Genomic DNA, 19,812 nt, shown 5'->3' with positions numbered 1-19,812 from the left:
CACTCGGTGCAATAGCTTAGTCGTCGTCGCTACGGTCGTTGGCGCTGCCGCCGTTGTCGTCATGGTCGCCGCCGCCGTTGTCATCGTCGTCGTGGTCGCCGCCGCCGTTGTCATCGTCGTCATGGTCGCCGCCGCCATTGTCGTCGTCGTCATCGCCGCCGCCGTTATCGTCGTCGTCGTCACCGCCGCCGCCGTTGTCATCATCGTCGTCGCCGCCGCCGTTGTTGTCGTCGTCGTCACCGCCGCCGTTGTCGTCATCGTCGTCGCCGCCGCCGTTGTCGTCGTCGTCATCATCATCGCCGCCGCCGGGATTGCCGCCGGGGTTGCCGCCGGGATTGCCGCCGGGATTACCGCCGGGGTTGCCGCCCGTGTCATCGTCGTCGTTGCCGTCGCGGTCGTCGCCCCGTTCGTCGCTTAACACCGACTGGATCAGCGCGGTGGTCAGCGGTGGGCATTGCGCGATTTCTGCCGCCGAGAGGATGTCGGCCCGGTTCAGCGCCACGCAGCAGCGTTCATAGTTACCCTCTGTAAGGGGGCTGCACTGCGCAGCCGTCAGCACCGGCCGCTCGACCTCTTGGGCTTTCGCGGGGGCCGCCGACGCAAGCAAAGCGGCTGACATCAATGTCAGGCTGGAAGTCGTGAGAAGTGCCTCTAGAGTGCGCATTTTTGTTCTCCCTAAATTAGTACACTCTCAAATGCACAATCTCGCGCAATGTTCCCGGCATTAAGTTGCGTGGCGCAAAGAGACGGAGCGATCGCGTCCTCTGAATGCGCTGATTGCTTGGCTTGATGAGGTAACTTGAAGGACCAAAGACCGGATTATCGGCGGTAGCCGGTCACTGGAGCGGGACGAGGAAAGTCTATTCGGTTTTCCGCCCGCATCCCAACAACTCTTTAGAATCAATCACGTTCATGATCTCGGTGACCTGAATTCGTGATCAGGTGCGTGTTGCCGCCGCTTGGCTTGGCCAGTCGCTGCTCTGAGTGACAGTTACCTGCTCGAAGGAAGCGCGACCAACCTGGCTCTGCCTCGCCACAGCGAAGGAGCGCAATCGCCTTCCATCGATCCCGCAGGCGCTATCCTGCCTTCGCCTCTTCGTTGCCGCGCAGCATGCGGATCAGAGCGGAAAAGTCCTCGCCGCCATGGCCGAGCTTCTCGAACAGGCTGTAGAGCTGCGCCGCCTGCGCGCCCATTGGCGTCGCTGCGCCGCTCGCGCTGGCGGCCTGCTGCGACAGCTTCAGGTCTTTCAGCATCAGGCTCGCGGTGAAGCCGGGCTTGTAGTCGTTATTGGCGGGCGAAGTCGGCACCGGGCCGGGTACCGGGCAATAGCTCGTAAGAGACCAGCACTGGCCCGACGAAGTCGAGGCGACGTCGAAAAGCGCCTGATGCGAAAGACCGAGCCGTTCGGCGAGGACAAAGGCCTCGCATACGGCGGCCATGGAGACGCCGAGGATCATGTTGTTGCAAATTTTCGCGGCTTGCCCCGCACCGGCATCGCCGCAATGGACGATCTTCTTGCCCATGGCTTCGAGAATGTGCTTGCCGCGAGAAAAGGCCCCGTCGCTGCCGCCGACCATGAAGGTGAGCGTGCCCGCCGCCGCTCCCGCAGTGCCGCCGGAAACCGGCGCATCGAGCGAGGGGCAGCCCGCCTTGTCGGCGAATCCATGGACCTTGCGCGCGCTTTCGACATCGATAGTCGAGCTATCGATTAAAAGCGTTCCCGGGTCGACGAAGCCGAGCAGCTCATCCCAGACATAGAGAACATGCGAACTTGCCGGCAGCATGGTGACGACGCATTCGGTCTCGCGCACGACTTGAGCGATCGAGCCGGCTATCGAAACGCCCGTCTTCGCGGCAGCATTGCGCGAGGCTTCCGACAGGTCGAAGCCGGTAACCGCATGGCCCGCCTTCACCAGATTGGCGGCCATCGGTCCGCCCATATTGCCAAGCCCGATAAAGGCGATCTTCGTCATATGCCTCTCCTCCTCACCTCAAATCATGTCACAAACGCCCGTCAGCCGCATTACGCCTGGCCCTGCCCCCCCGGGCAAAAAGCGGCGCGCCGTCGTTCCTGCCGAACCGCGCGAGCTTCTCTGGCGTCACTTCCGACAGGCCGACCGACCATTTGGGATTGCGGTCCTTGTCGATCACGGCGGCGCGCACGCCCTCGTAGAAATCCGGGTTGGAGAGCATGCCAAGCGTCGCCGCATATTCCCGCTCGAGGCACTCATCGAGCGTCCGGCTCGCGCGCCCGGCTCTCAGCAACGAGAGCGTCAGTTTGAGGCTGATCGCGGAGCGGCTCCTCAAGAGCTCAAGCGTCTCGAGGGCGAAGTCCGAACCATCCTTCTCCAGCGCGCCGAGAATCTCCTCGACCGTGTCGAAGACGAAGCAGCGATCGATGAGCGCAACATGGTCAAGGAGCGGCGAAGCCGGCGCTTCGCTAGAGACGGCACGGATGGTCTCCGAGATATCCTCCGCTGTGGCCGAGGCGGAGAGCGAGCCAAGGGCCGCAATGAGTTCGCCCAACCTATGCGAGGGAACGAAACTGTCGGCGAGCCGAGCATGGATGGCCGCCGCAGCGCCGATATCGCGTCCGGTCAATCCGAGATAGGTACCGAATTCGCCGGGCGCATGCGGCAGGAGCCAGGTGGCGCCGATATCGGTGAAGTAACCGATCCCCGTCTCCGGCATGGCGAGCCGCGTCCTCTCCGTGACGATCCGGTGGCTGCCATGGGAGGAAACGCCGACCCCGCCGCCCATGACGATGCCGTCCATGATCGCAATATAGGGCTTGGCATAGCCGGAAATACGGCTGTTGACGATGAACTCCTCGCGCCAGAATTGCGCTCCCTCCTCGGGACGTTCGCGGCCGCTCTCATATATCATGCGGATATCGCCGCCGGCGCAGAGCCCACGCTCGCCCTCGCCGGTAATGAGCACTGCCGCGATCGTCGGGTCACGCTCGAATTCGGTGAGCGCCGCGGCAATTGCCCGGATCATCGCCAGGTTGAGACTGTTCAGCGCGCGCGGCCGGTTGAGCCGCAGCCTGCCGATCGCGCCTTGCTGCTCGACAATGATCTCGGGAAGCGTGGGCTGCATCTCCATCGAAAATCCTTCCTATTTCCGTCCCGTGATGGCGCGCGACACGATCAGCCGCATGATCTCGTTGGTGCCTTCGAGTATCTGGTGCACCCTCAGGTCCCTGACAATCTTTTCGATGCCGTAGTCCGCGAGATAGCCATAGCCGCCATGCAATTGCAGCGCGTCGTTGGCGACGGCGAAGCAGCGGTCGGTGACGAACCGTTTGGCCATCGCACAGAGCTTGGTCGCTTCCGGGTCTCCCGCATCGAGCGCGGCGGCCGCCCGCCAGAGGAAGGTGCGGGCGATTTCGAGGTCCGTCGCCATGTCGGCGAGACGGAACTGCAGCGCCTGGAATTCGCCGATAGCACGCCCAAAGGCACGCCGCTCCTGGACATAAGCGAGCGCCTTATCGAACGCGGCCTGCGCGCCGCCGAGCGAGGCTGCGGCGATATTGAGCCGGCCACCATCGAGTCCGGCCATGGCGATCTTGAAGCCTTCGCCCTCCGCTCCCAGCCGGTTCTCCGCCGGCACGCGGACATTGTCGAGCATCACTGCACGGGTCGGCTGGGCGTGCCAGCCCATCTTCTTCTCGTTGGCGCCGAAAGTGAGGCCCGGCACATCCTTCTCGACGACGAAGGCGGAAATGCCCTTTGACCCCTCCTCGCCGGTGCGCGCCATGACGATGTAGAGACCGGATTCGCCGGCGCCGGAAATGAACTGCTTCTGACCGGTCAGGAGATAGCCGTCACCATCCCTCACTGCCTTGGTCTTGAGCGCTCCCGCGTCCGAGCCGGAACCAGGCTCCGTCAGGCAGTAGCTCGCGAGCGTCTCCATCGTTAAGAGCGGCGGAAGAAGCTGCTGGCGCTGCTCCTCCGTGCCATGGCGATCGATCATGCCGGCGCACATATTGTGGATCGAAACAAAGGAAGCGATCGAGGGGCAGCCGGTTGCAAGCGCCTCGATGATCATCGCGGCATCGAGACGGGCCAAGCCCGTGCCGCCGATGTCGTCGCGGACGTAGATGCCGGCCATTCCGAGCGCCGCGGCGGCCCGCAAAGTCTCCACCGGAAAATGCTTCTGCTGATCCCAATCGATCGCGTGGGGCGCGAGCTCATCCCGCGCAAAATCGAACGCCATCGCGCGGATGGCTTGCTGCTCCTCCGACAGGCGAAAATCCATATGCTGTCCTCCCTGACCCGCATATTGATGCTGTGGCGCTGTAGTTACATCAAACATCGCACAGGCACAGACGCAAATTCTCACAGTATCTGTTCAAAAACGAACAGATCGAGAGAACGAGGCGGCTCACCTCTCGCTCAAACGATACGGCAGAGCGCCCCGCATGTCATGATCGACAATCAGCTTACGCTTGAGTGGCGGCACGGCGCGGCTTGCACATTTGGTGCGCTCGCAGATGCGACAGGAGATGCCGATCGGATCGAAGGCGGCGCGGTTGCCGAGGTCCATGTCATCAGCATAGACGAAGGCATCGGCATAGGAGATCTCGCAGCCAAGCGCGAGCGCGTAGCGTGGATGGGCGGCGCGGTAGCCGCCACCACCCTTGGTGATCTGGGTGGCGAGACAGAGGTAGCGCACCCCGTCCGGCGTTTCCGCGAGCTGGCGGATAATCCGGCCCGGCGTTTCGAACGCCTGATGCACGTTCCAGAGCGGGCAAGCGGCGCCGAAACGGGCGAATTGCAGCTTGGCGGCGCTGTGGCGCTTGGTGATGTTGCCCGCCCGGTCGATGCGCGCGAAGAAGATCGGTATGCCCTTCTGCCCCGGCCGCTGCAGCGTCGAAAGCCGGTGGCAGACCTGCTCCAGCGACGCGCCGAAACGGCCGGCAAGCAGCTCGATATCGTGGCGCAATTCGCGCGCGGCTTTCAGGAACGGTTGATAGGGCAGGATCAGCGCGCCGGCGAAATAGTTCTGCAGGCCGATGCGGCAGATCTCGTAGGCCTCTTCCGTGCGGAAACCGGCGCTTCCGGCCACCCGGTCGATCTCCTCGCGGGCGTGAAGCTGAGCGATCTGCAGCGCCAGCTGGAAGTCGCGCGTGGCCGCGGGTGCATAAGGGTTGATGGTCAGGATGCGGGCGCGCGGATCGAAGCGGCGGATCGCCTCGTCGCCGGCCGCTCCGCGCACGACGCGCACGCCATGCCGCTCCTCGAGATAGCTCGCAAGTGCCGCGTGGTTGTCGCCATCGCCAAGGCCCAGCTCGCCTGCAAGCGCTTCGGCCACGGTGTCGATCTCGTGGATATAGTTGTCGACGAAATGGAAGAAGTCGCGCACTTCCTCGTAAGGGGTCGTCTCGACGAAGGACGCGCCGCGGCCGATCGTGTCGTCGATGCTCGCGAGCTGTTCGCTGTTACGCCGATAGGCCTGATGGCAGGCAATCAGCGCATGCGCCAGCCCCGGCGCGTTCTGGGTGACGAGCTTCAGCTCCTGCAGGCTCGGCGAATAGGTCTCGAACAAGGGGTCGCTCAAGGCCTCCGAGAGCGCCGACAGCAACCGGTCGCTTTCACCGGACGAGAGCTCGGCAATGTCGATCTGAAACTTCTCAGCGAGCGCCAGCAGCACTGCCGCGGAGACCGGCCGCTGGTTGTTCTCGATCTGGTTCAGGTAGCTCGTCGAGATGCCAATCCGCTCGGCGAACTGCCCCTGCGTCATCCGCTTCGCTTCCCGGAGGTCTCTGACTTTGCGGCCGATATAGAGCTTGCCGATCGCCATGTTCGCAACTTCGCAATTTGCGTTTCACATTTTTATATGTTCCACATTTGCACATCATCGGCTGTTTTGCCATCCAGCCTTCGGCGCTATTGCGAAGGCCGAGAAGCCTCTGCACAATCAAATAAAACGGGAGGAGACCGATGCGCGCGATACTGGAACAGGTTGAGGCCCGCCGCGCCGAGGCGCGGGCCGGCGGCGGCGAGCGCCGCATCGCCGCACAGCACGGCAAGGGCAAGCTGACGGCCCGCGAGCGCATCGACGTGCTGCTCGACGAAGGCTCCTTCGAAGAATACGACATGTATGTGACGCACCGCTGCGTCGACTTCGGCATGGAGAACCAGAAGATCGCTGGCGACGGCGTCGTCACCGGCTGGGGCACGATCAACGGCCGGCAGGTCTATGTCTTTTCACAGGACTTTACAGTGCTCGGCGGCTCGCTCTCCGAGACGCATGCCCAGAAAATCTGCAAGATCATGGACATGGCGGCGCGAAACGGCGCGCCGGTGATCGGCCTCAACGATTCGGGCGGCGCCCGCATTCAAGAGGGCGTCGCATCGCTTGCCGGTTATGCCGAGGTCTTCCGCCGCAATGCCGAGGTCTCGGGCGTCATTCCGCAGATCTCTGTCATCATGGGACCCTGCGCCGGCGGTGCCGTCTATTCGCCGGCGATGACCGATTTCATCTTCATGGTGCGCGATTCGTCCTACATGTTCGTGACCGGCCCCGATGTCGTGAAGACGGTGACGAACGAGATCGTCACGGCGGAAGAGCTCGGCGGCGCCCGCACGCACACGACGAAATCCTCCGTCGCCGACGGCGCCTACGAGAACGACATCGAAGCGCTTGAGCACGTGCGGCTGCTCTTCGATTTCCTGCCCTTGAACAACCGCGAGAAGCCGCCGGTCCGGCCCTTCCACGACGATCCCGCGCGCATCGAAATGCGGCTCGACAGCCTAATCCCGGACAGTGCTGCCAAGCCCTACGACATGAAGGAATTGATCCTCGCTATTGCCGACGAGGGCGACTTCTTCGAGCTGCAGGCGAGCTTCGCCCGCAACATCATCGTCGGCTTCATCCGCATCGAGGGCCGGTCGGTCGGCGTCGTAGCCAACCAGCCGATGGTGCTCGCCGGCTGCCTCGACATCGATTCCTCGCGCAAGGCCGCGCGCTTCGTGCGCTTCTGCGACGCCTTCTCGATCCCGATCCTGACGCTCGTCGACGTTCCGGGTTTCCTTCCGGGCACCGCCCAGGAATATGGCGGCGTCATTAAACATGGCGCCAAGCTGCTCTTCGCCTATAGCCAGGCGACCGTGCCGATGGTGACGCTGATCACGCGAAAAGCTTATGGCGGTGCCTATGACGTCATGGCCTCGAAGCACATCGGTGCCGACGTCAACTATGCCTGGCCGACGGCCGAGATTGCCGTAATGGGCGCCAAGGGCGCGACCGAAATCCTTTACCGCTCCGAACTCGACGACCCCGACAAAATCGCCGCGCGGACAAAGGAATACGAGGAGCGCTTCGCCAACCCCTTCGTCGCCGCCGAGCGCGGCTTCATCGACGAGGTGATCATGCCGCACTCATCACGCCGCCGTATCGCCCGCGCCTTCGCTTCACTGCGCAACAAGCAGGTCGAGACCCGCTGGCGCAAACACGACACGATCCCGCTCTGACGGAGCGCGCCATGAGGCCGGAGCCGGAAACAGTAATGACGCCTGAAGCCGCCCGCCGCGATCATGGGCAGATGCTGCGCTACATGGCCCTCAACTGCCTCTACGGCGTGCTCGTCGGTGTGGCTACCGCTGGGGCTCTGATCTGGCTCGACATCGGCTCGGTCGGCACACTGATCACACGCTCCACCGATCCCCTGCTGGCTACAGCCATGGTGCTTGTCCCTTTCGCGCTTATTTTTGGCGGCGCGGCGGCAGCCTCATCGATTGCCTTGCTGCCCTACCGGCGGAAATTCAGGCGCTGACGCGACGGAAAGGACTCAAAGAGAAACGCATGTTCAAGAAAATCCTCATCGCCAATCGTGGCGAAATCGCCTGCCGCGTGATCCGCACCGCTAAGAAGCTTGGAATTCCGACCGTCGCCGTCTATTCCGATGCCGACCGCGACGCCATGCATGTGCGCATGGCGGACGAGGCCGTCCATATCGGCCCCTCGCCCTCCAGCCAGTCCTATATCGTCATCGACAAGATCCTCGACGCGGTGCGCAATACCGGCGCCGATGCCGTCCATCCCGGCTATGGCTTCCTTTCCGAAAACGCCGCCTTCGCCAAGGCGCTCGAGAAGGAGGGCGTCACCTTCATCGGCCCGCCGGTCAAGGCGATCGAGGCAATGGGCGACAAGATCACCTCGAAGAAGCTGGCAGCGAAAGCCGGCGTCTCGACCGTTCCCGGCCATATGGGACTGATCGAGGACGCCGACGAGGCGGTGCGGATTGCCTCCTCAATCGGCTTCCCCGTGATGATCAAGGCGTCGGCCGGCGGCGGTGGCAAGGGCATGCGGATTGCCTGGAACGAGCGCGAGGCGCGCGAGGGCTTTCAGTCGTCGAAGAACGAGGCGAAGAGCTCGTTTGGCGACGACCGCATCTTCATCGAAAAATTCGTCACCGAGCCGCGCCATATCGAGATCCAGGTGCTCGGCGACAAGCATGGCAACACCGTCTACCTCGGCGAGCGCGAATGCTCGATCCAGCGGCGGAACCAGAAGGTCATCGAGGAGGCGCCCTCGCCCTTCCTCGACGAGAAGACGCGCCGCGCCATGGGCGAGCAGGCGGTGGCACTTGCCAAGGCGGTCGGTTACCATTCGGCCGGCACGGTCGAATTCATCGTCGACGCGAAACGCAATTTCTATTTCCTCGAAATGAACACCCGCCTGCAGGTAGAGCACCCGGTGACGGAGCTCGTCACCGGCCTCGATCTCGTCGAGCAGATGATCCGCGTCGCGGCCAGCGAGAAGCTCTCTTTCGGCCAGAAGGACGTGAAGCTCGACGGCTGGGCGATCGAAAGCCGGCTCTACGCCGAAGACCCGTACCGCAATTTCCTGCCGTCGATCGGCCGGCTGACGCGCTACCGGCCGCCGGAGGAAGGGCGTCGACAGGATAGCACCGTCATCCGCAACGACACCGGCGTCTTCGAAGGCGGCGAGATCTCGATGTACTACGATCCGATGATCGCCAAACTCTGCACCTGGGGGCCGGACCGGACGACGGCGGTCGAGGCGATGGCGGATGCGCTCGACGCTTTCGAGGTCGAGGGCATCGGACACAACCTCCCCTTCCTTTCCGCCGTCATGCAGCAGGAGCGTTTCCGCGAGGGGCGGCTGACTACCGCCTATATCGCGGAGGAATTTGCCGACGGCTTCCGCGGCGTGGAACCGGATGAGGCATCGGCGAGAAAGCTCGCCGCAGTGGCGGTGACGATCAACCAGACGCTGCAGGAACGCGCCAGCCAGATTTCCGGCACGATCGGCAACCATCGCCGCATTGTCGGCCACCAATGGGTGGCGCGCCTCGGCGAACGCGCATTCGAGCTGACGGTCGAAGCCTCGGCCGATGGCACCTACATCCGTTTCGCGGGCGGCGGCACCATTTCGGCCGCTACCGATTGGGTGCCGGGCCGCACGCTCGCCACCTTCAACATCGACAATCATCAAATGGCCGTGAAGGTCGATCTCGTCGGAACCGGCATCCGGCTGCGCTGGCGCGGGATCGACGTCTTGGCGCGGGTGAGGAGCCCGCGCGTTGCCGAGCTTGCCCGGCTGATGCCGAAGAAATCGCCGCCGGACACCTCGAAGATGCTGCTCTGCCCGATGCCGGGCGTCGTGACCTCGATCGCGGTCAAGGCGGGCGACACCGTCGAGGCAGGACAGGCGATCGCCGTCGTCGAGGCAATGAAGATGGAAAACATCCTGAGGGCGGAGAGGCGCGCGACGGTGAAACGCGTGGCAATCGATGCCGGGGCAAGCCTGGCCGTGGACGAGCTGATCATGGAGTTCGAGTGATGCGCAAGCCAGGCCCGTCATCTTTGCGGCTTGCCCCTCACCCTAGCCCTCTCCCCGCGAGCAGGGAGAGGGGACTTGGGCGGCACGGCATGTCCCTTCTCCCCGCGCGCGGGGAGAAGGTGGCGGCAGCCGGATGAGGGGCTCAAGCTGCCGCGACTGGAATCTATTCGGAGTGGACCGATGACCGACAAAACCACCAAAGACTGGGAAGCCCTCGTCGAAAAGGAGCTGAAAGCCTCCCCCGAAAGCCTCGTCTGGCACACGCCGGAAGGCATCGACGTCAGGCCACTCTACACGCAGGACGACCTTGCCGGCATTGGCCATCTCGGCTCGCTACCCGGCTTCGAGCCCTTCGTGCGCGGCCCACGCGCAACCATGTATGCCGGGCGGCCCTGGACCATCCGGCAATATGCCGGCTTTTCGACGGCGGAAGCGTCCAACGCCTTCTACCGCCGAAACCTTGCCGCCGGACAGCAGGGTGTCTCCGTCGCCTTCGACCTCGCCACCCATCGCGGCTATGACAGCGACCATCCGCGCGTCGAGGGCGACGTCGGCAAGACGGGAGTGGCGATCGATTCGGTCGAGGACATGAAGATCCTCTTCGACGGCATCCCGCTCGAAAAAATCTCCGTCTCGATGACCATGAACGGTGCGGTGATCCCGATCCTCGCCTCTTTCATCGTCGCCGGCGAGGAACAGGGGGTCTCGCGCGAAAAACTCTCCGGGACCATTCAGAACGACATCCTGAAGGAGTTCATGGTCCGCAATACCTATATCTACCCGCCGGAGCCCTCGATGCGCATCGTCGCCGACATCATCGAATATACGGCGAAGGAGATGCCGAAGTTCAATTCGATCTCGATCTCCGGCTATCACATGCAGGAGGCCGGTGCGACGCTGGTACAGGAGCTTGCCTTCACCCTTGCCGACGGGCGCGAATATGTGCGCGCCGCGCTCGCCAAAGGCTTGAACGTCGACGATTTCGCCGGGCGGCTCTCCTTCTTCTTCGCGATCGGCATGAACTTCTTCATGGAAGCGGCGAAGCTGCGCGCCGCGCGGCTCCTCTGGACGCGGATCATGAAGGAGTTCAAACCCGAGAAGGCGTCCTCGCTGATGCTCCGGACCCATTGCCAGACCTCGGGTGTCTCGCTTGCCGAGCAGGATCCCTACAACAACATCATCCGCACCGCCTTCGAGGCGATGTCGGCGGTGCTCGGCGGCACGCAGTCGCTTCACACCAATTCCTTCGACGAGGCGATCGCGCTGCCGACGGATTTCTCCGCCCGCATCGCCCGCAATACGCAACTGATCCTGCAGCATGAGACCGGGGTGACGAAGGTCGTCGATCCGCTCGCCGGCTCCTATTACGTCGAAAGCCTGACGAACGAACTTGCCGAAAAGGCCTGGGCGCTGATCGAGGAAGTGGAAGCGCTCGGCGGCATGACCAAGGCGGTCAATGCCGGCCTGCCGAAGCGGCTGATCGAGGAGGCGGCGACGCGCCGCCAGGCGGCGGTAGACCGTGGCGAGGAGGTCATCGTCGGCGTCAACAAGTACCGGCTCGAAGATGAGCAGCCGATCGACATTCTCCAGATCGACAATGCCGCAGTCCGAACGGCACAGATCAAGCGCATCGAGGAGACCAAACGTCGCCGCGACTCGCAGAAGGCCAAGGAGACACTGAGGGCACTCACAGAAGTGGCAAAAAGCGGCAAGGGGAATCTGCTCGCTGCGGCGATCGAGGCGGCGCGGGCGCGTGCGACCGTCGGCGAAATCTCCGATGCGATGCGTGAGGCCTTCGGCGACTACACCGCCGTCCCGGAAGTCGTCACCGACATTTACGGCAAGGCCTATGAAGGCGACCCGGAGATTGGAGTGCTTTCCGGTCGACTGCACGACGTAGCTAAGCGGCTCGGCCAGAAGCCAAAGGTCATGGTGGCGAAGCTCGGCCAGGACGGCCACGACCGCGGCGCCAAGGTGATCGCCTCGGCTTTCAGCGATATCGGCTTCGACGTCGTCGCCGGGCCTCTGTTCCAGACGCCGGAAGAGGCGGCCGACCTGGCGCTCGCCGAAGAGGTGACCGTCGTCGGCGTCTCTTCGCTCGCCGCCGGCCACAAGACGCTGATGCCGCAACTGGCGCAAGCGCTGAAGAAGCGCGGCGGCGAGGACATCATCGTCGTCTGCGGCGGCGTCATTCCGCGGCAAGATTATCAGTATCTGATGGATAACGGCGTCTCCGCTGTCTTCGGTCCCGGCACCCATGTGCTCGATGCCGCCCGCGCGGTGCTCGACCTCATCGAAGGCAAGCGGCGGAACGTCTGAACCCCGCATTGATGCTTGCCTTCTCTCCAGTACAGGAGAGAATCGATCGAGCGGCATACGCGCGAACGGACCGACAGCAAGGCCGCGCGCGGCGGCGACGGATCCTGCTTGGGGGATCAAATCCGGGAGGACGGCAATGCGGAAGCTTCAGTCGCAAGGGGTCCATCACATCACCTTGGTGGGCGCGGACCGCCAGACATCGATCGACTTCTGGGAAGGCATCCTCGGCATGCCCTTCGTCTTCGAGCAGCCGAATCTCGACAGGGCGTCGGAAAGCCATCTCTATTTCGATCCGGGCGACGGCCGCCTCATCACCGTCTTCACCGACGAGAACCGCAAACCCGACCCGAAACGCACGCCGACGGATATCGGCTGCGTGCATCACATCGCCTTCGCCGTCTCGCGCGCCACGTTCCAACAGGCGGTCGAGCGTTTGACCGAGCGGGAGATCAAGCATGGCGGCGTCAAGGATCGCGGCTTCATGGATTCGATCTATTTCGAAGACCCGCTCGGCTTGTTGATCGAGCTCGCCTCCTATCGCTTCGAACCGCCGGCCGGCCACAGTCATGCCGAGGTGCTGATGGAGGCACACAAGATCCGCGTCGCCCGCGGCGACTACGCAATCGCCGAAGTGCATCTCGCCGATGCGATCGAAACGCTGATCGAGCGCTCGCGACCGACGCTGTCGGCCGATCGGTCGCCGAAGGACCCATATGGATCGCCATGAGTCCAGTTCGTTCGGTTTCATGGCGATTGCAACGGAAGAAGGGAGAGCAGAAATGGCCCCGATAAAACTCAACGTGATCAAGCCGAGCGTCAACAATATGACCGTTCGCGTGTTCTTGCGGGCGGCAAATCTCGATTTCATCGAGCACGATGTCTACGGCCAGACACGCTCGGCCGAATATCTGGCGCGTTGCCCCTCGCATCTGACGCCGATGATCGAAATGAGCGATCTGCCCAGGGGCGCGCTGTGGGAGAGCTGCGCGATCATGCAGTATCTCTGCAACAAGCACGGGATCGATGACTTCTATCCGAAGGATCCCGAAAAACGCGCGATGATCGACAGCGCCATGTTCTACTTGATCGGGACTTTCTATCCGCACCTGGCGCGCGCCACCTACCCCATCCTTAGGTTCCCGCAATATCCAGGCGAAGTCGGCTACAGCGAGGCCGACCACGACGCCAAGGAGCAGGCGCGCAAGGCGGCCGCAGACGCGCTCGCCGAACCGCTCGAGGTATTCCACACGTTCTATATGTCCGGAAAACCGTTCATCGGCGGCGACAAGCCGTCGATCGCCGACATCAGACTTGCCGCCACCCTCGAGTTTCTCGAGGCGATCGACTATCCGCTGCCCGCCTGGGCGACCACCTATATCGAGACGATGGAGAGATCCCTGGGCACCGCCTATTCCGAACCCGCCGCCGACGTGCGCGGCTATGTCGACTATGTAAAGGCTCAGAGGCAGGAGGAGCTGACGGGCACCGCGTGAGCAAGGCGGGTTACGAAGCTAGCAGAATGAGGCCGGTCGCGCCGAGCGCCAGCGTCCAGAGGCGATCGAAATTGATCCATGTGGAGCGCAACACGGCAAGACCGAGCCAAGCGTAGATGACGAGCGCAATCGCCGAGATCACGGCGAGCATCGCGGCGGTATGGACGGCCACTGCGGCAAGCGATACCGAAAGGGAGCTGGTCATTCCGGCGACAGCGCTCTGATCGGCGAGGCAGAGGCTCAGGACCGCCGGCACGAGCATCAGCCCCGCCCCGTGGCTCGTCGCCATCAGAAAGGACCAGAGCGCGAGTCCCGCCATCCCGGTTCGCATGCCGACAATCACGCGATGGCGGTGTCCGCAAAGCCCGTAGTAGCCGGCAAGCGCCAGAATGAACACGGCAGCCGCGAGTTGCAGGCTACGCAAATCCATGACCGTTCCGAACACAACGACCGCGGCCAAGACAAGCGTAATGGAAGCCGCGTGGCCGGCGGCGATCGGCACGAGGGACAGCCAGACGACCCGCGCGCTTTGCCCGTGAAGCCCGAGCGCCACCGCGAAGAGCCAGCCCATCGCCGGGTTGGCACCATGGAACGCGCCGAGGCCGGCGAGCGAGAGCCAGGGCCAGATGCTGGTCATCCGTTTCCTTGCGTCCGCACGGACCCGCTCCCTTAAGGATAGCAATAGGAATCGGACGAGCAGTCGCCGCCTTCGAGCCGCACCTGATGCGGGCGGTGACCCTTCGGCCAATCGACGAAAAAGTTCTCGTCGAAGGCAATTCCGCCATCGTCGCCGACGTCGAGCTTCACCATCCAGCCGTCGATACCCTCCGGATAAAATTGCGGGTCGATCGCGCCGTAAAGCGAATTGGTGAAATAGACCCGTTTGCCGTCGCGGCTGATTTCCACCATCTGCGGCCCGCCATTGAGCGCGCCGTTCGCTGCCTTCGGATGGCTCGCACGCGAGACGATCCCGCCGATCCGCACGCGACCCGCCTCCCTTGGCGCCAAGGGATCGGAGACGTCGTACTGGATCATGTCGCCGGTCCCCCAGCAGGAGACGTAGAGAAAGCGATCGTCCATCGAGAGATCGATATCGGTCACCAGCGGGGGAACGGCCTTGAAGCCCTTGAGCACCGGCGGCAGGAGGTCCGGGTCGGCGGGCTCCGCCGGGATCTCGACTACCTTCTTGACCGCCCACCTGTCGCCTTCGCGATGCCAGGTCCAGATCGATGCCGAGAGATCCTTGAGGCTGATGACGCAGCCGACGAAACCATAGGCCTTGGTGGGATCATGGGCCGGGCGCAATTCGAAGACGAGCTGATGCTCCTCGCCGAAATCGATCTCCTGTACGTGCTTGCGCCTGGTGAGATCCCAGAAGTGCAGCCTGCGGCCATAATTGGAACCGAGGAGCACTTCCGGGACGAGGCCGTTTTCGAACGTATCCGGCGTACCCCATTCGCTGGTGATCATCGTGTCGTGACCGAGATGCCACCAGAAATCATAGGCGAGCTTCTGCGGGCCGCGGTCCATCTCCCATTGGCCGAGCACGTCGAAGCTGTCGTGGTCCAGCAGGAAGATGCCGCCGGGCGCCTTGCCGTCACGATCAGCAAGGGCGTTGACGTAAATCCCCTCGGGCCCGCAATGAGTCGTGTGCAGCCGCGAATAGTTCGCCTTTTCGGCAACCTCCTCGGGTTCAATGACACGGACGATCTGCGGTTTCCTCGGGTCGGGCTTCGTGTCGATGATGTGCAGCCGCGACGATCTGAGCCCCGGCACCATGAGATAGCGGCGCTCGACATGCGGATGCGGCGCATTCGGACACAGGCATGACGAGCAGGCGTTCCAGCCGAAGTGATGCAGCTCATCGCCGACATTCGGCATGTCCACCTGCCCGACGATTTGCGAATAGGTCGACGATGCGGGATCGACATCGACGACGGCGATCGCGTCGGGCTTCGTCCGGTCCGGGTCGAAGGCGGCGACATAGGCAAGCGTCTCTTTCGGTGCCTTTGCAGCCATGCGCGGAGATGGATAGAAGGACGGATCGGGTCGCCACGTCGCCATTTCTATACCCCCTTCGGGAGACAATGCGTGGATCCTGATGCAGGATTTAACAGATGCGGCAAAAAGTCGTCGGAAATGGGGCGTTTTTGCCTTATTCCAAAGGTCGCAAAGCGAGGACCAGGTGACGGGATTCGAGTTCGATGCAGAGCTGTGGCTCTATCCGGGAAAGGGCGGCTGGCACTTTGTCACCCTGCCCCAGGATATCGCCCGGTAAATCAGGGTCACGGCCGAACCGAAAACGCGCGGCTGGGGGAGCGAGCCGGTCATCGCACGCACCGGCAAGACCCAATGGACAACCTCGATCTTCCCGGACAGGGCCTCGGGCTCGTTTCTCCTCCCGGTAAAGGCGGAGGTTCGGCGACTGGAGAAACTTGCAGCCGGTGAAACCATCCGCATTCATCTGATCCTGGGCGGTTAATGCTGAGTGGTGAAATTTGAAGCGCTTTTCGCCTCGTGGCGAAAGTTGGTATCGGAGCCGAAGCACCGGTTTCGACTCGTTGCGGAAGTTCGTCTGATCCGGCCAAACTCTCACTTTCGGCCCGAAGCGGTCATTCCCTACCGGCCGCGCCAGCGAACTGCTAATAAGGACTCTGAAGATTAGACACAACGGGTTGATCGCATGTCCGTACTTTGCCGTGAGTTGTTTCTGCCGACACGTCTGGGACTAGTGCGCTTCCATGCGAGGGTGACGGCGTATGGTCTGACCGATAGCGATCTGACGCTGCGGCTAGTGTCCTTCGACCCTAAACTTCCTCCTGGAATGAGTGTCCTCAACTGCACAGCAACCCTTCTGACGCTTGAAAGCGAAGGAGCGGTGCAATCGATCTGCCTCGAAGCACGGATCGACACCTCGAACGAGGCCAGTCCCTGCACCGGGGAATATCTCGATGCTCAAGAGTGGAGCGATGGCGACAATCTTGTCGTTATAGGCACAGAAGACGGCGCGGCATTGGATAAGCGGTACCCTGGGTACGGGTTCGATAGGATCGCGGTAGTAGAGTTCACGAGAACATCCATAACCCTGCGGCTGCATCCCGAGCGGGAGCTAAAAAGCCCATCCTTCCACTTCATCGTTGCAGAGAACCCAGACCCGGAACCTGAGAGCGCATCCGCATGGTTTGCAGTTGATCAACCGCACGACGTCCTGCTGGAATTGTGAACCTGAACGTCAGCTTCGTCGGCTTCAGCGACATGGCGGCAGTCGGCCCAAACCGGTCATTGGCCGTCGCAAAAATCCGCCGCGAAACTCCAACTTTTGCGACAGAGTTTTGCGGCGAGAATCCTCGAACGCTTTCAGGAAAGACCGGAGTGTCGCAAACGTAGGATATATGCGGCACCCGACGGCTGGGAGGCAGGGTCAGGCTCGAAACCGCTGGCGGTATTCTCCCGGTGACAGTCCAACGACCCGAAAGAAGATTTTGCGAAACGAGCCCGGATCGGAATAGCCGACCTCCCAGGCGATCCGTTCGACCGGAGAATGGCCGAACTGCAATAGCTCTTGAGCCTTGGCGACCCGAAGGCGTTGAGCGTAGTCGGTCGCGGTCATGCCCGTGGCTTTCTGGAAGCGACGTAGGAAGGTGCGTTCTTCTAGTCCTGCCTGTTCGGCCAGGATGGCAAGCCGAGCCTCTTTGCCGCTATTCGCCTGAAGAAAATGCTGCGCCTTGACGATGGCTGCGTCCCCATGGGTCAGCCGTGGGAAGAACCCGCTATAATAGCGTTGCTCGCGCCCCGGCGGATCAATCAGCAGCATGCGTGCGGTCTGAGCCATCGCCACAGGACCGAGAAAACGCTCCACCAGCTTCAATCCGAGATCGGTCCACGCCATCAGCCCGCCCACCGAGATGATATCGCCGCCGTCGATAATCAGCCGATCGGTATCGAGCGCCACATCAGGGAAGCGGTTGCGGAAGGCATCGGCAGCGCCCCAGTGAGTCGTGACCGCCCGGCCGGCGAGAAGCCCGGTTTCCGCCAACAGGAAGGCCCCGGCGCAGACGGAGGCCAGTACCGAACCCTCGCCATGGCGTGCGCGCAGCCAGCGCGCAAGTGGCGTGGCGGCATCGGCCGATATTGGCGGCTCCAGCGAAGGCGGCAGGATGAGCACGTCGCAAGGCCCTGAGTCTTCCCCGCTTGCATCGGGATCGCTGTCGACAACAACGGGCTCCGATTCACCCTCGACTCGCAGATGCCGCACCAGTAGGCGCGGCGAAGCATGTTCGGCGCCATCAGCCATCCGGCCGGCGACCTTGAACAGGTCGGTGAGGCCCATGGCGGCAGAAAGCTGCACACCCGGATAAAGTACGATGCCGAGTCTGACGTCCGCCATGTGGCGATATTGCCTCTGATTCTGTCGATTACGCCAATGGCGAGACCATCGCGCGAAACGATACTGGATGCAAGCAACCCGAAACCACGAAAGGAAAGTTCATGTCCAACCGTGCCGTTCTCGTCGTCGACCTACAGAACGAATATTGGCCATCAGGCAATTTCTCGCTGCATGGGATCGAGGCCGCCGCCGCCAATGCCGCCCGCGTCATGGATGACGCCCGCGCGAAAGGTGATCTGGTCGTCAACATCCGTCATGAAATCCCTGGCGGTCCGATCTTCGTTCCCGGCAGCGCAGGGGCCGAGATCAACGACGCCGTGCGCCCTGCGACCGGCGAGCCGGTCATCACCAAGAATTTCCCGAACTCCTTCCGCGATACCGGGTTGAGCGATCTGCTCAAGGAAAAGGGCGTTGAGGAAGTCGTGGTCGTCGGCGCGATGAGCCATATGTGCGTCGATGCGACGGTGCGTGCGGCCAATGATCTGGGCTACAAAACCACGACCATCCACGATGCCTGCGCCACGCGTGATCTGGACTTCGACGGAATCACCACCCCGGCGGCGCAGGTGCACGCGGCGCTGATGGCGTCGCTGGCCTCCGCCTATGGCGAGGTAATCTCCACCGACGCGTTCCTCGCTCGCTGACACCCTGCTCGGGAGAAGAAAACTCATGACCACACGCAGGGAACTGTTCGCCCTTTCGGGCGCAGCGCTTGTCGCCAGCGCCTTTCCGGCAAGCGCGCAGGATACAGCCGCGCCCCAGGGCAGCGTAAGAATCACCCAGATACGCAACGCAACGCTCCATGTCGTTTATGGCGGCGTTCGCTTCCTTATCGATCCGATGCTTTCGGACCGTCACGCCTGGCCGGGCTTTGAAGGCTCGGTGAACAGCGAGGAGCGCAATCCCCTCGTGCATCTTCCGATGACGAAGGAAGAAATCATCGACGCGGACGCGGTGATCGTCACGCATCTGCACGAAGACCATTGGGATGAGGAAGCGCGCAAGGTCCTGCCGAAGACGCTGCCCGTTTTTGCGCAGAACGACGCGGATGCCCAAACCATCCGGGGACAGGGTTTCTCCGACGTGCGCGTGCTGTCGGCTACGTCCAGTTTCAAGGGTGTACAGCTCATCAAGACGGACGGACGCCACGGGACCGAGGCCCACTACGCCAAGATCGGCAAAATTCTCGGCCAGGTGTGCGGCGTAGTGTTCAAGCAAGCCGGCGCAAAGACCGTCTACCTCGCCGGCGACACGATCTGGCAAGAGGATGTTGCGGCCGCATTGGATGCTTACCGACCGGACGTGGCGATTCTGAACACCGGCTATGCGCTGGTCGTCGGAATCGAGGGCGGCATCATCATGGGAACGCAGGATGTGCTTTCGGTACATCGGGCCGCCCCTGAAGCCCTCCTGATCGGCAGCCATATGGAAGCGGTGAACCACTGCACCGTTAGCCGGGCTGACCTTCGAGCTTTCGCCCGTGCCAACGGTTTCGCCGACAAGCTACGCACTCCTGGCGATGGGGAAACCCTTATCGTCTGAGGTAGCGCCTATTGTCCTTGGACCGCCACGGAGACCGCGATCGCGCAAGGATCCTCGCCCGCTTTGGCGGCCGCCTTCCGGCAGGCCGCCACTTCGGCCCTGTTCGTCACTACGAGAGGGTTCGTGATGTTATTCATGGATCCGCAACGGTCTTGCGATGCCGGCAATGTCTGCTGTTGGCGCGTGGCCGTCATTCGCGCTGGTCGCAGCGGGCTACTGCTCAACACCCTCTGCAGCCAGTCAAGCGCGCTCCGCTC

General features: G+C 62.7%; 18 protein-coding genes. 10 read left to right on the top strand and 8 right to left on the bottom strand.

Features of this window, described 5'->3' with window-relative positions:
- Positions 1-16: 16 nt before the first annotated feature.
- The 5 genes from AYK65_RS32625 to AYK65_RS25145 all read right to left on the bottom strand — a co-directional run bounded on the left by AYK65_RS32625 (position 17) and on the right by AYK65_RS25145 (position 5,806).
- The gene (locus AYK65_RS32625) at positions 17-664 is read right to left on the bottom strand and encodes a hypothetical protein (RefSeq protein WP_172402070.1); all 648 of its coding nucleotides are present in this window, start codon (positions 662-664) and stop codon (positions 17-19) included.
- Positions 665-1,077: 413 nt separating this feature from the next.
- Positions 1,078-1,974: a 3-hydroxyisobutyrate dehydrogenase gene (gene mmsB, locus AYK65_RS25160; protein WP_081161751.1), complete on the bottom strand. Its 897-nt coding sequence runs from the start codon at positions 1,972-1,974 to the stop codon at positions 1,078-1,080.
- 28 nt (positions 1,975-2,002) lie between these two features.
- Positions 2,003-3,106: an enoyl-CoA hydratase/isomerase family protein gene (locus tag AYK65_RS25155; RefSeq protein WP_081161749.1), complete on the bottom strand. Its 1,104-nt coding sequence runs from the start codon at positions 3,104-3,106 to the stop codon at positions 2,003-2,005.
- 12 nt (positions 3,107-3,118) lie between these two features.
- On the bottom strand, positions 3,119-4,261 hold the full coding sequence (locus tag AYK65_RS25150) for an isobutyryl-CoA dehydrogenase (protein ID WP_081161747.1): 1,143 nt from the start codon (positions 4,259-4,261) through the stop codon (positions 3,119-3,121).
- 126 nt (positions 4,262-4,387) lie between these two features.
- A complete protein-coding gene (locus AYK65_RS25145; protein WP_046117244.1) occupies positions 4,388-5,806 on the bottom strand; it encodes a helix-turn-helix domain-containing protein in 1,419 nt (472 codons plus the stop codon).
- Between the two features lie 140 nt (positions 5,807-5,946).
- Between AYK65_RS25145 and AYK65_RS25140 the strand changes: the two genes are divergently transcribed.
- From AYK65_RS25140 to AYK65_RS25115, 6 genes are all read left to right on the top strand, one after another.
- On the top strand, positions 5,947-7,479 hold the full coding sequence (locus AYK65_RS25140) for an acyl-CoA carboxylase subunit beta (RefSeq protein ID WP_046117245.1): 1,533 nt from the start codon (positions 5,947-5,949) through the stop codon (positions 7,477-7,479).
- Between the two features lie 35 nt (positions 7,480-7,514).
- Complete coding sequence (locus AYK65_RS25135) at positions 7,515-7,781, top strand: hypothetical protein (protein WP_046117246.1); 267 nt, start codon at positions 7,515-7,517, stop codon at positions 7,779-7,781.
- Positions 7,782-7,810: 29 nt separating this feature from the next.
- Positions 7,811-9,814 carry an acetyl-CoA carboxylase biotin carboxylase subunit gene (locus AYK65_RS25130; protein WP_046117247.1) on the top strand — a complete coding sequence of 668 codons (2,004 nt, stop codon included), beginning with the start codon at positions 7,811-7,813 and terminating at the stop codon, positions 9,812-9,814.
- A gap of 180 nt (positions 9,815-9,994) precedes the next feature.
- On the top strand, positions 9,995-12,133 hold the full coding sequence (scpA, locus tag AYK65_RS25125; protein WP_081161744.1) for a methylmalonyl-CoA mutase: 2,139 nt from the start codon (positions 9,995-9,997) through the stop codon (positions 12,131-12,133).
- A gap of 136 nt (positions 12,134-12,269) precedes the next feature.
- Positions 12,270-12,860 (top strand): VOC family protein, encoded by a 591-nt coding sequence (locus AYK65_RS25120; RefSeq protein WP_081161742.1) that lies wholly within the window; start codon positions 12,270-12,272, stop codon positions 12,858-12,860.
- A 52-nt stretch (positions 12,861-12,912) separates the two neighbouring features.
- The gene (locus tag AYK65_RS25115) at positions 12,913-13,626 is read left to right on the top strand and encodes a glutathione S-transferase family protein (RefSeq protein WP_046117250.1); all 714 of its coding nucleotides are present in this window, start codon (positions 12,913-12,915) and stop codon (positions 13,624-13,626) included.
- A 10-nt stretch (positions 13,627-13,636) separates the two neighbouring features.
- On the opposite strand, the gene AYK65_RS25110 is transcribed toward AYK65_RS25115, so the two are convergent.
- Together AYK65_RS25110 and AYK65_RS25105 are read right to left on the bottom strand one after the other, a co-directional pair.
- Positions 13,637-14,263, bottom strand: a complete 627-nt coding sequence (locus AYK65_RS25110; RefSeq protein ID WP_046117251.1) for a hypothetical protein — start codon at positions 14,261-14,263, stop codon at positions 13,637-13,639.
- A gap of 32 nt (positions 14,264-14,295) precedes the next feature.
- A complete protein-coding gene (locus AYK65_RS25105) occupies positions 14,296-15,690 on the bottom strand; it encodes a selenium-binding family protein (protein ID WP_081161740.1) in 1,395 nt (464 codons plus the stop codon).
- A gap of 214 nt (positions 15,691-15,904) precedes the next feature.
- On the opposite strand from AYK65_RS25105, the gene AYK65_RS33350 reads away from it, so the two are divergent.
- Positions 15,905-16,108, top strand: a complete 204-nt coding sequence (locus AYK65_RS33350; protein ID WP_338031510.1) for a DUF1905 domain-containing protein — start codon at positions 15,905-15,907, stop codon at positions 16,106-16,108.
- A 201-nt stretch (positions 16,109-16,309) separates the two neighbouring features.
- On the top strand, positions 16,310-16,849 hold the full coding sequence (locus AYK65_RS25095; protein ID WP_081161737.1) for a hypothetical protein: 540 nt from the start codon (positions 16,310-16,312) through the stop codon (positions 16,847-16,849).
- A 198-nt stretch (positions 16,850-17,047) separates the two neighbouring features.
- Here the strand turns inward: AYK65_RS25095 and AYK65_RS25090 are convergent, their stop codons facing one another.
- Positions 17,048-18,013, bottom strand: a complete 966-nt coding sequence (locus AYK65_RS25090) for a GlxA family transcriptional regulator (RefSeq protein WP_081161734.1) — start codon at positions 18,011-18,013, stop codon at positions 17,048-17,050.
- Positions 18,014-18,114: 101 nt separating this feature from the next.
- Between AYK65_RS25090 and AYK65_RS25085 the strand changes: the two genes are divergently transcribed.
- Positions 18,115-18,657, top strand: coding sequence for a cysteine hydrolase family protein (locus tag AYK65_RS25085; protein WP_081161731.1), 543 nt, complete (start codon positions 18,115-18,117; stop codon positions 18,655-18,657).
- Positions 18,658-18,682: 25 nt separating this feature from the next.
- Positions 18,683-19,555 (top strand): MBL fold metallo-hydrolase, encoded by an 873-nt coding sequence (locus AYK65_RS25080; protein ID WP_081161728.1) that lies wholly within the window; start codon positions 18,683-18,685, stop codon positions 19,553-19,555.
- Positions 19,556-19,812 lie beyond the last annotated feature (257 nt).

Source organism: Ensifer aridi (genome assembly GCF_002078505.1).
Taxonomy (GTDB): domain Bacteria; phylum Pseudomonadota; class Alphaproteobacteria; order Rhizobiales; family Rhizobiaceae; genus Sinorhizobium; species Sinorhizobium aridi.
Note: the sequence above shows the minus strand (reverse complement) of the source record. Positions and strands in the feature narration are given on the sequence as shown.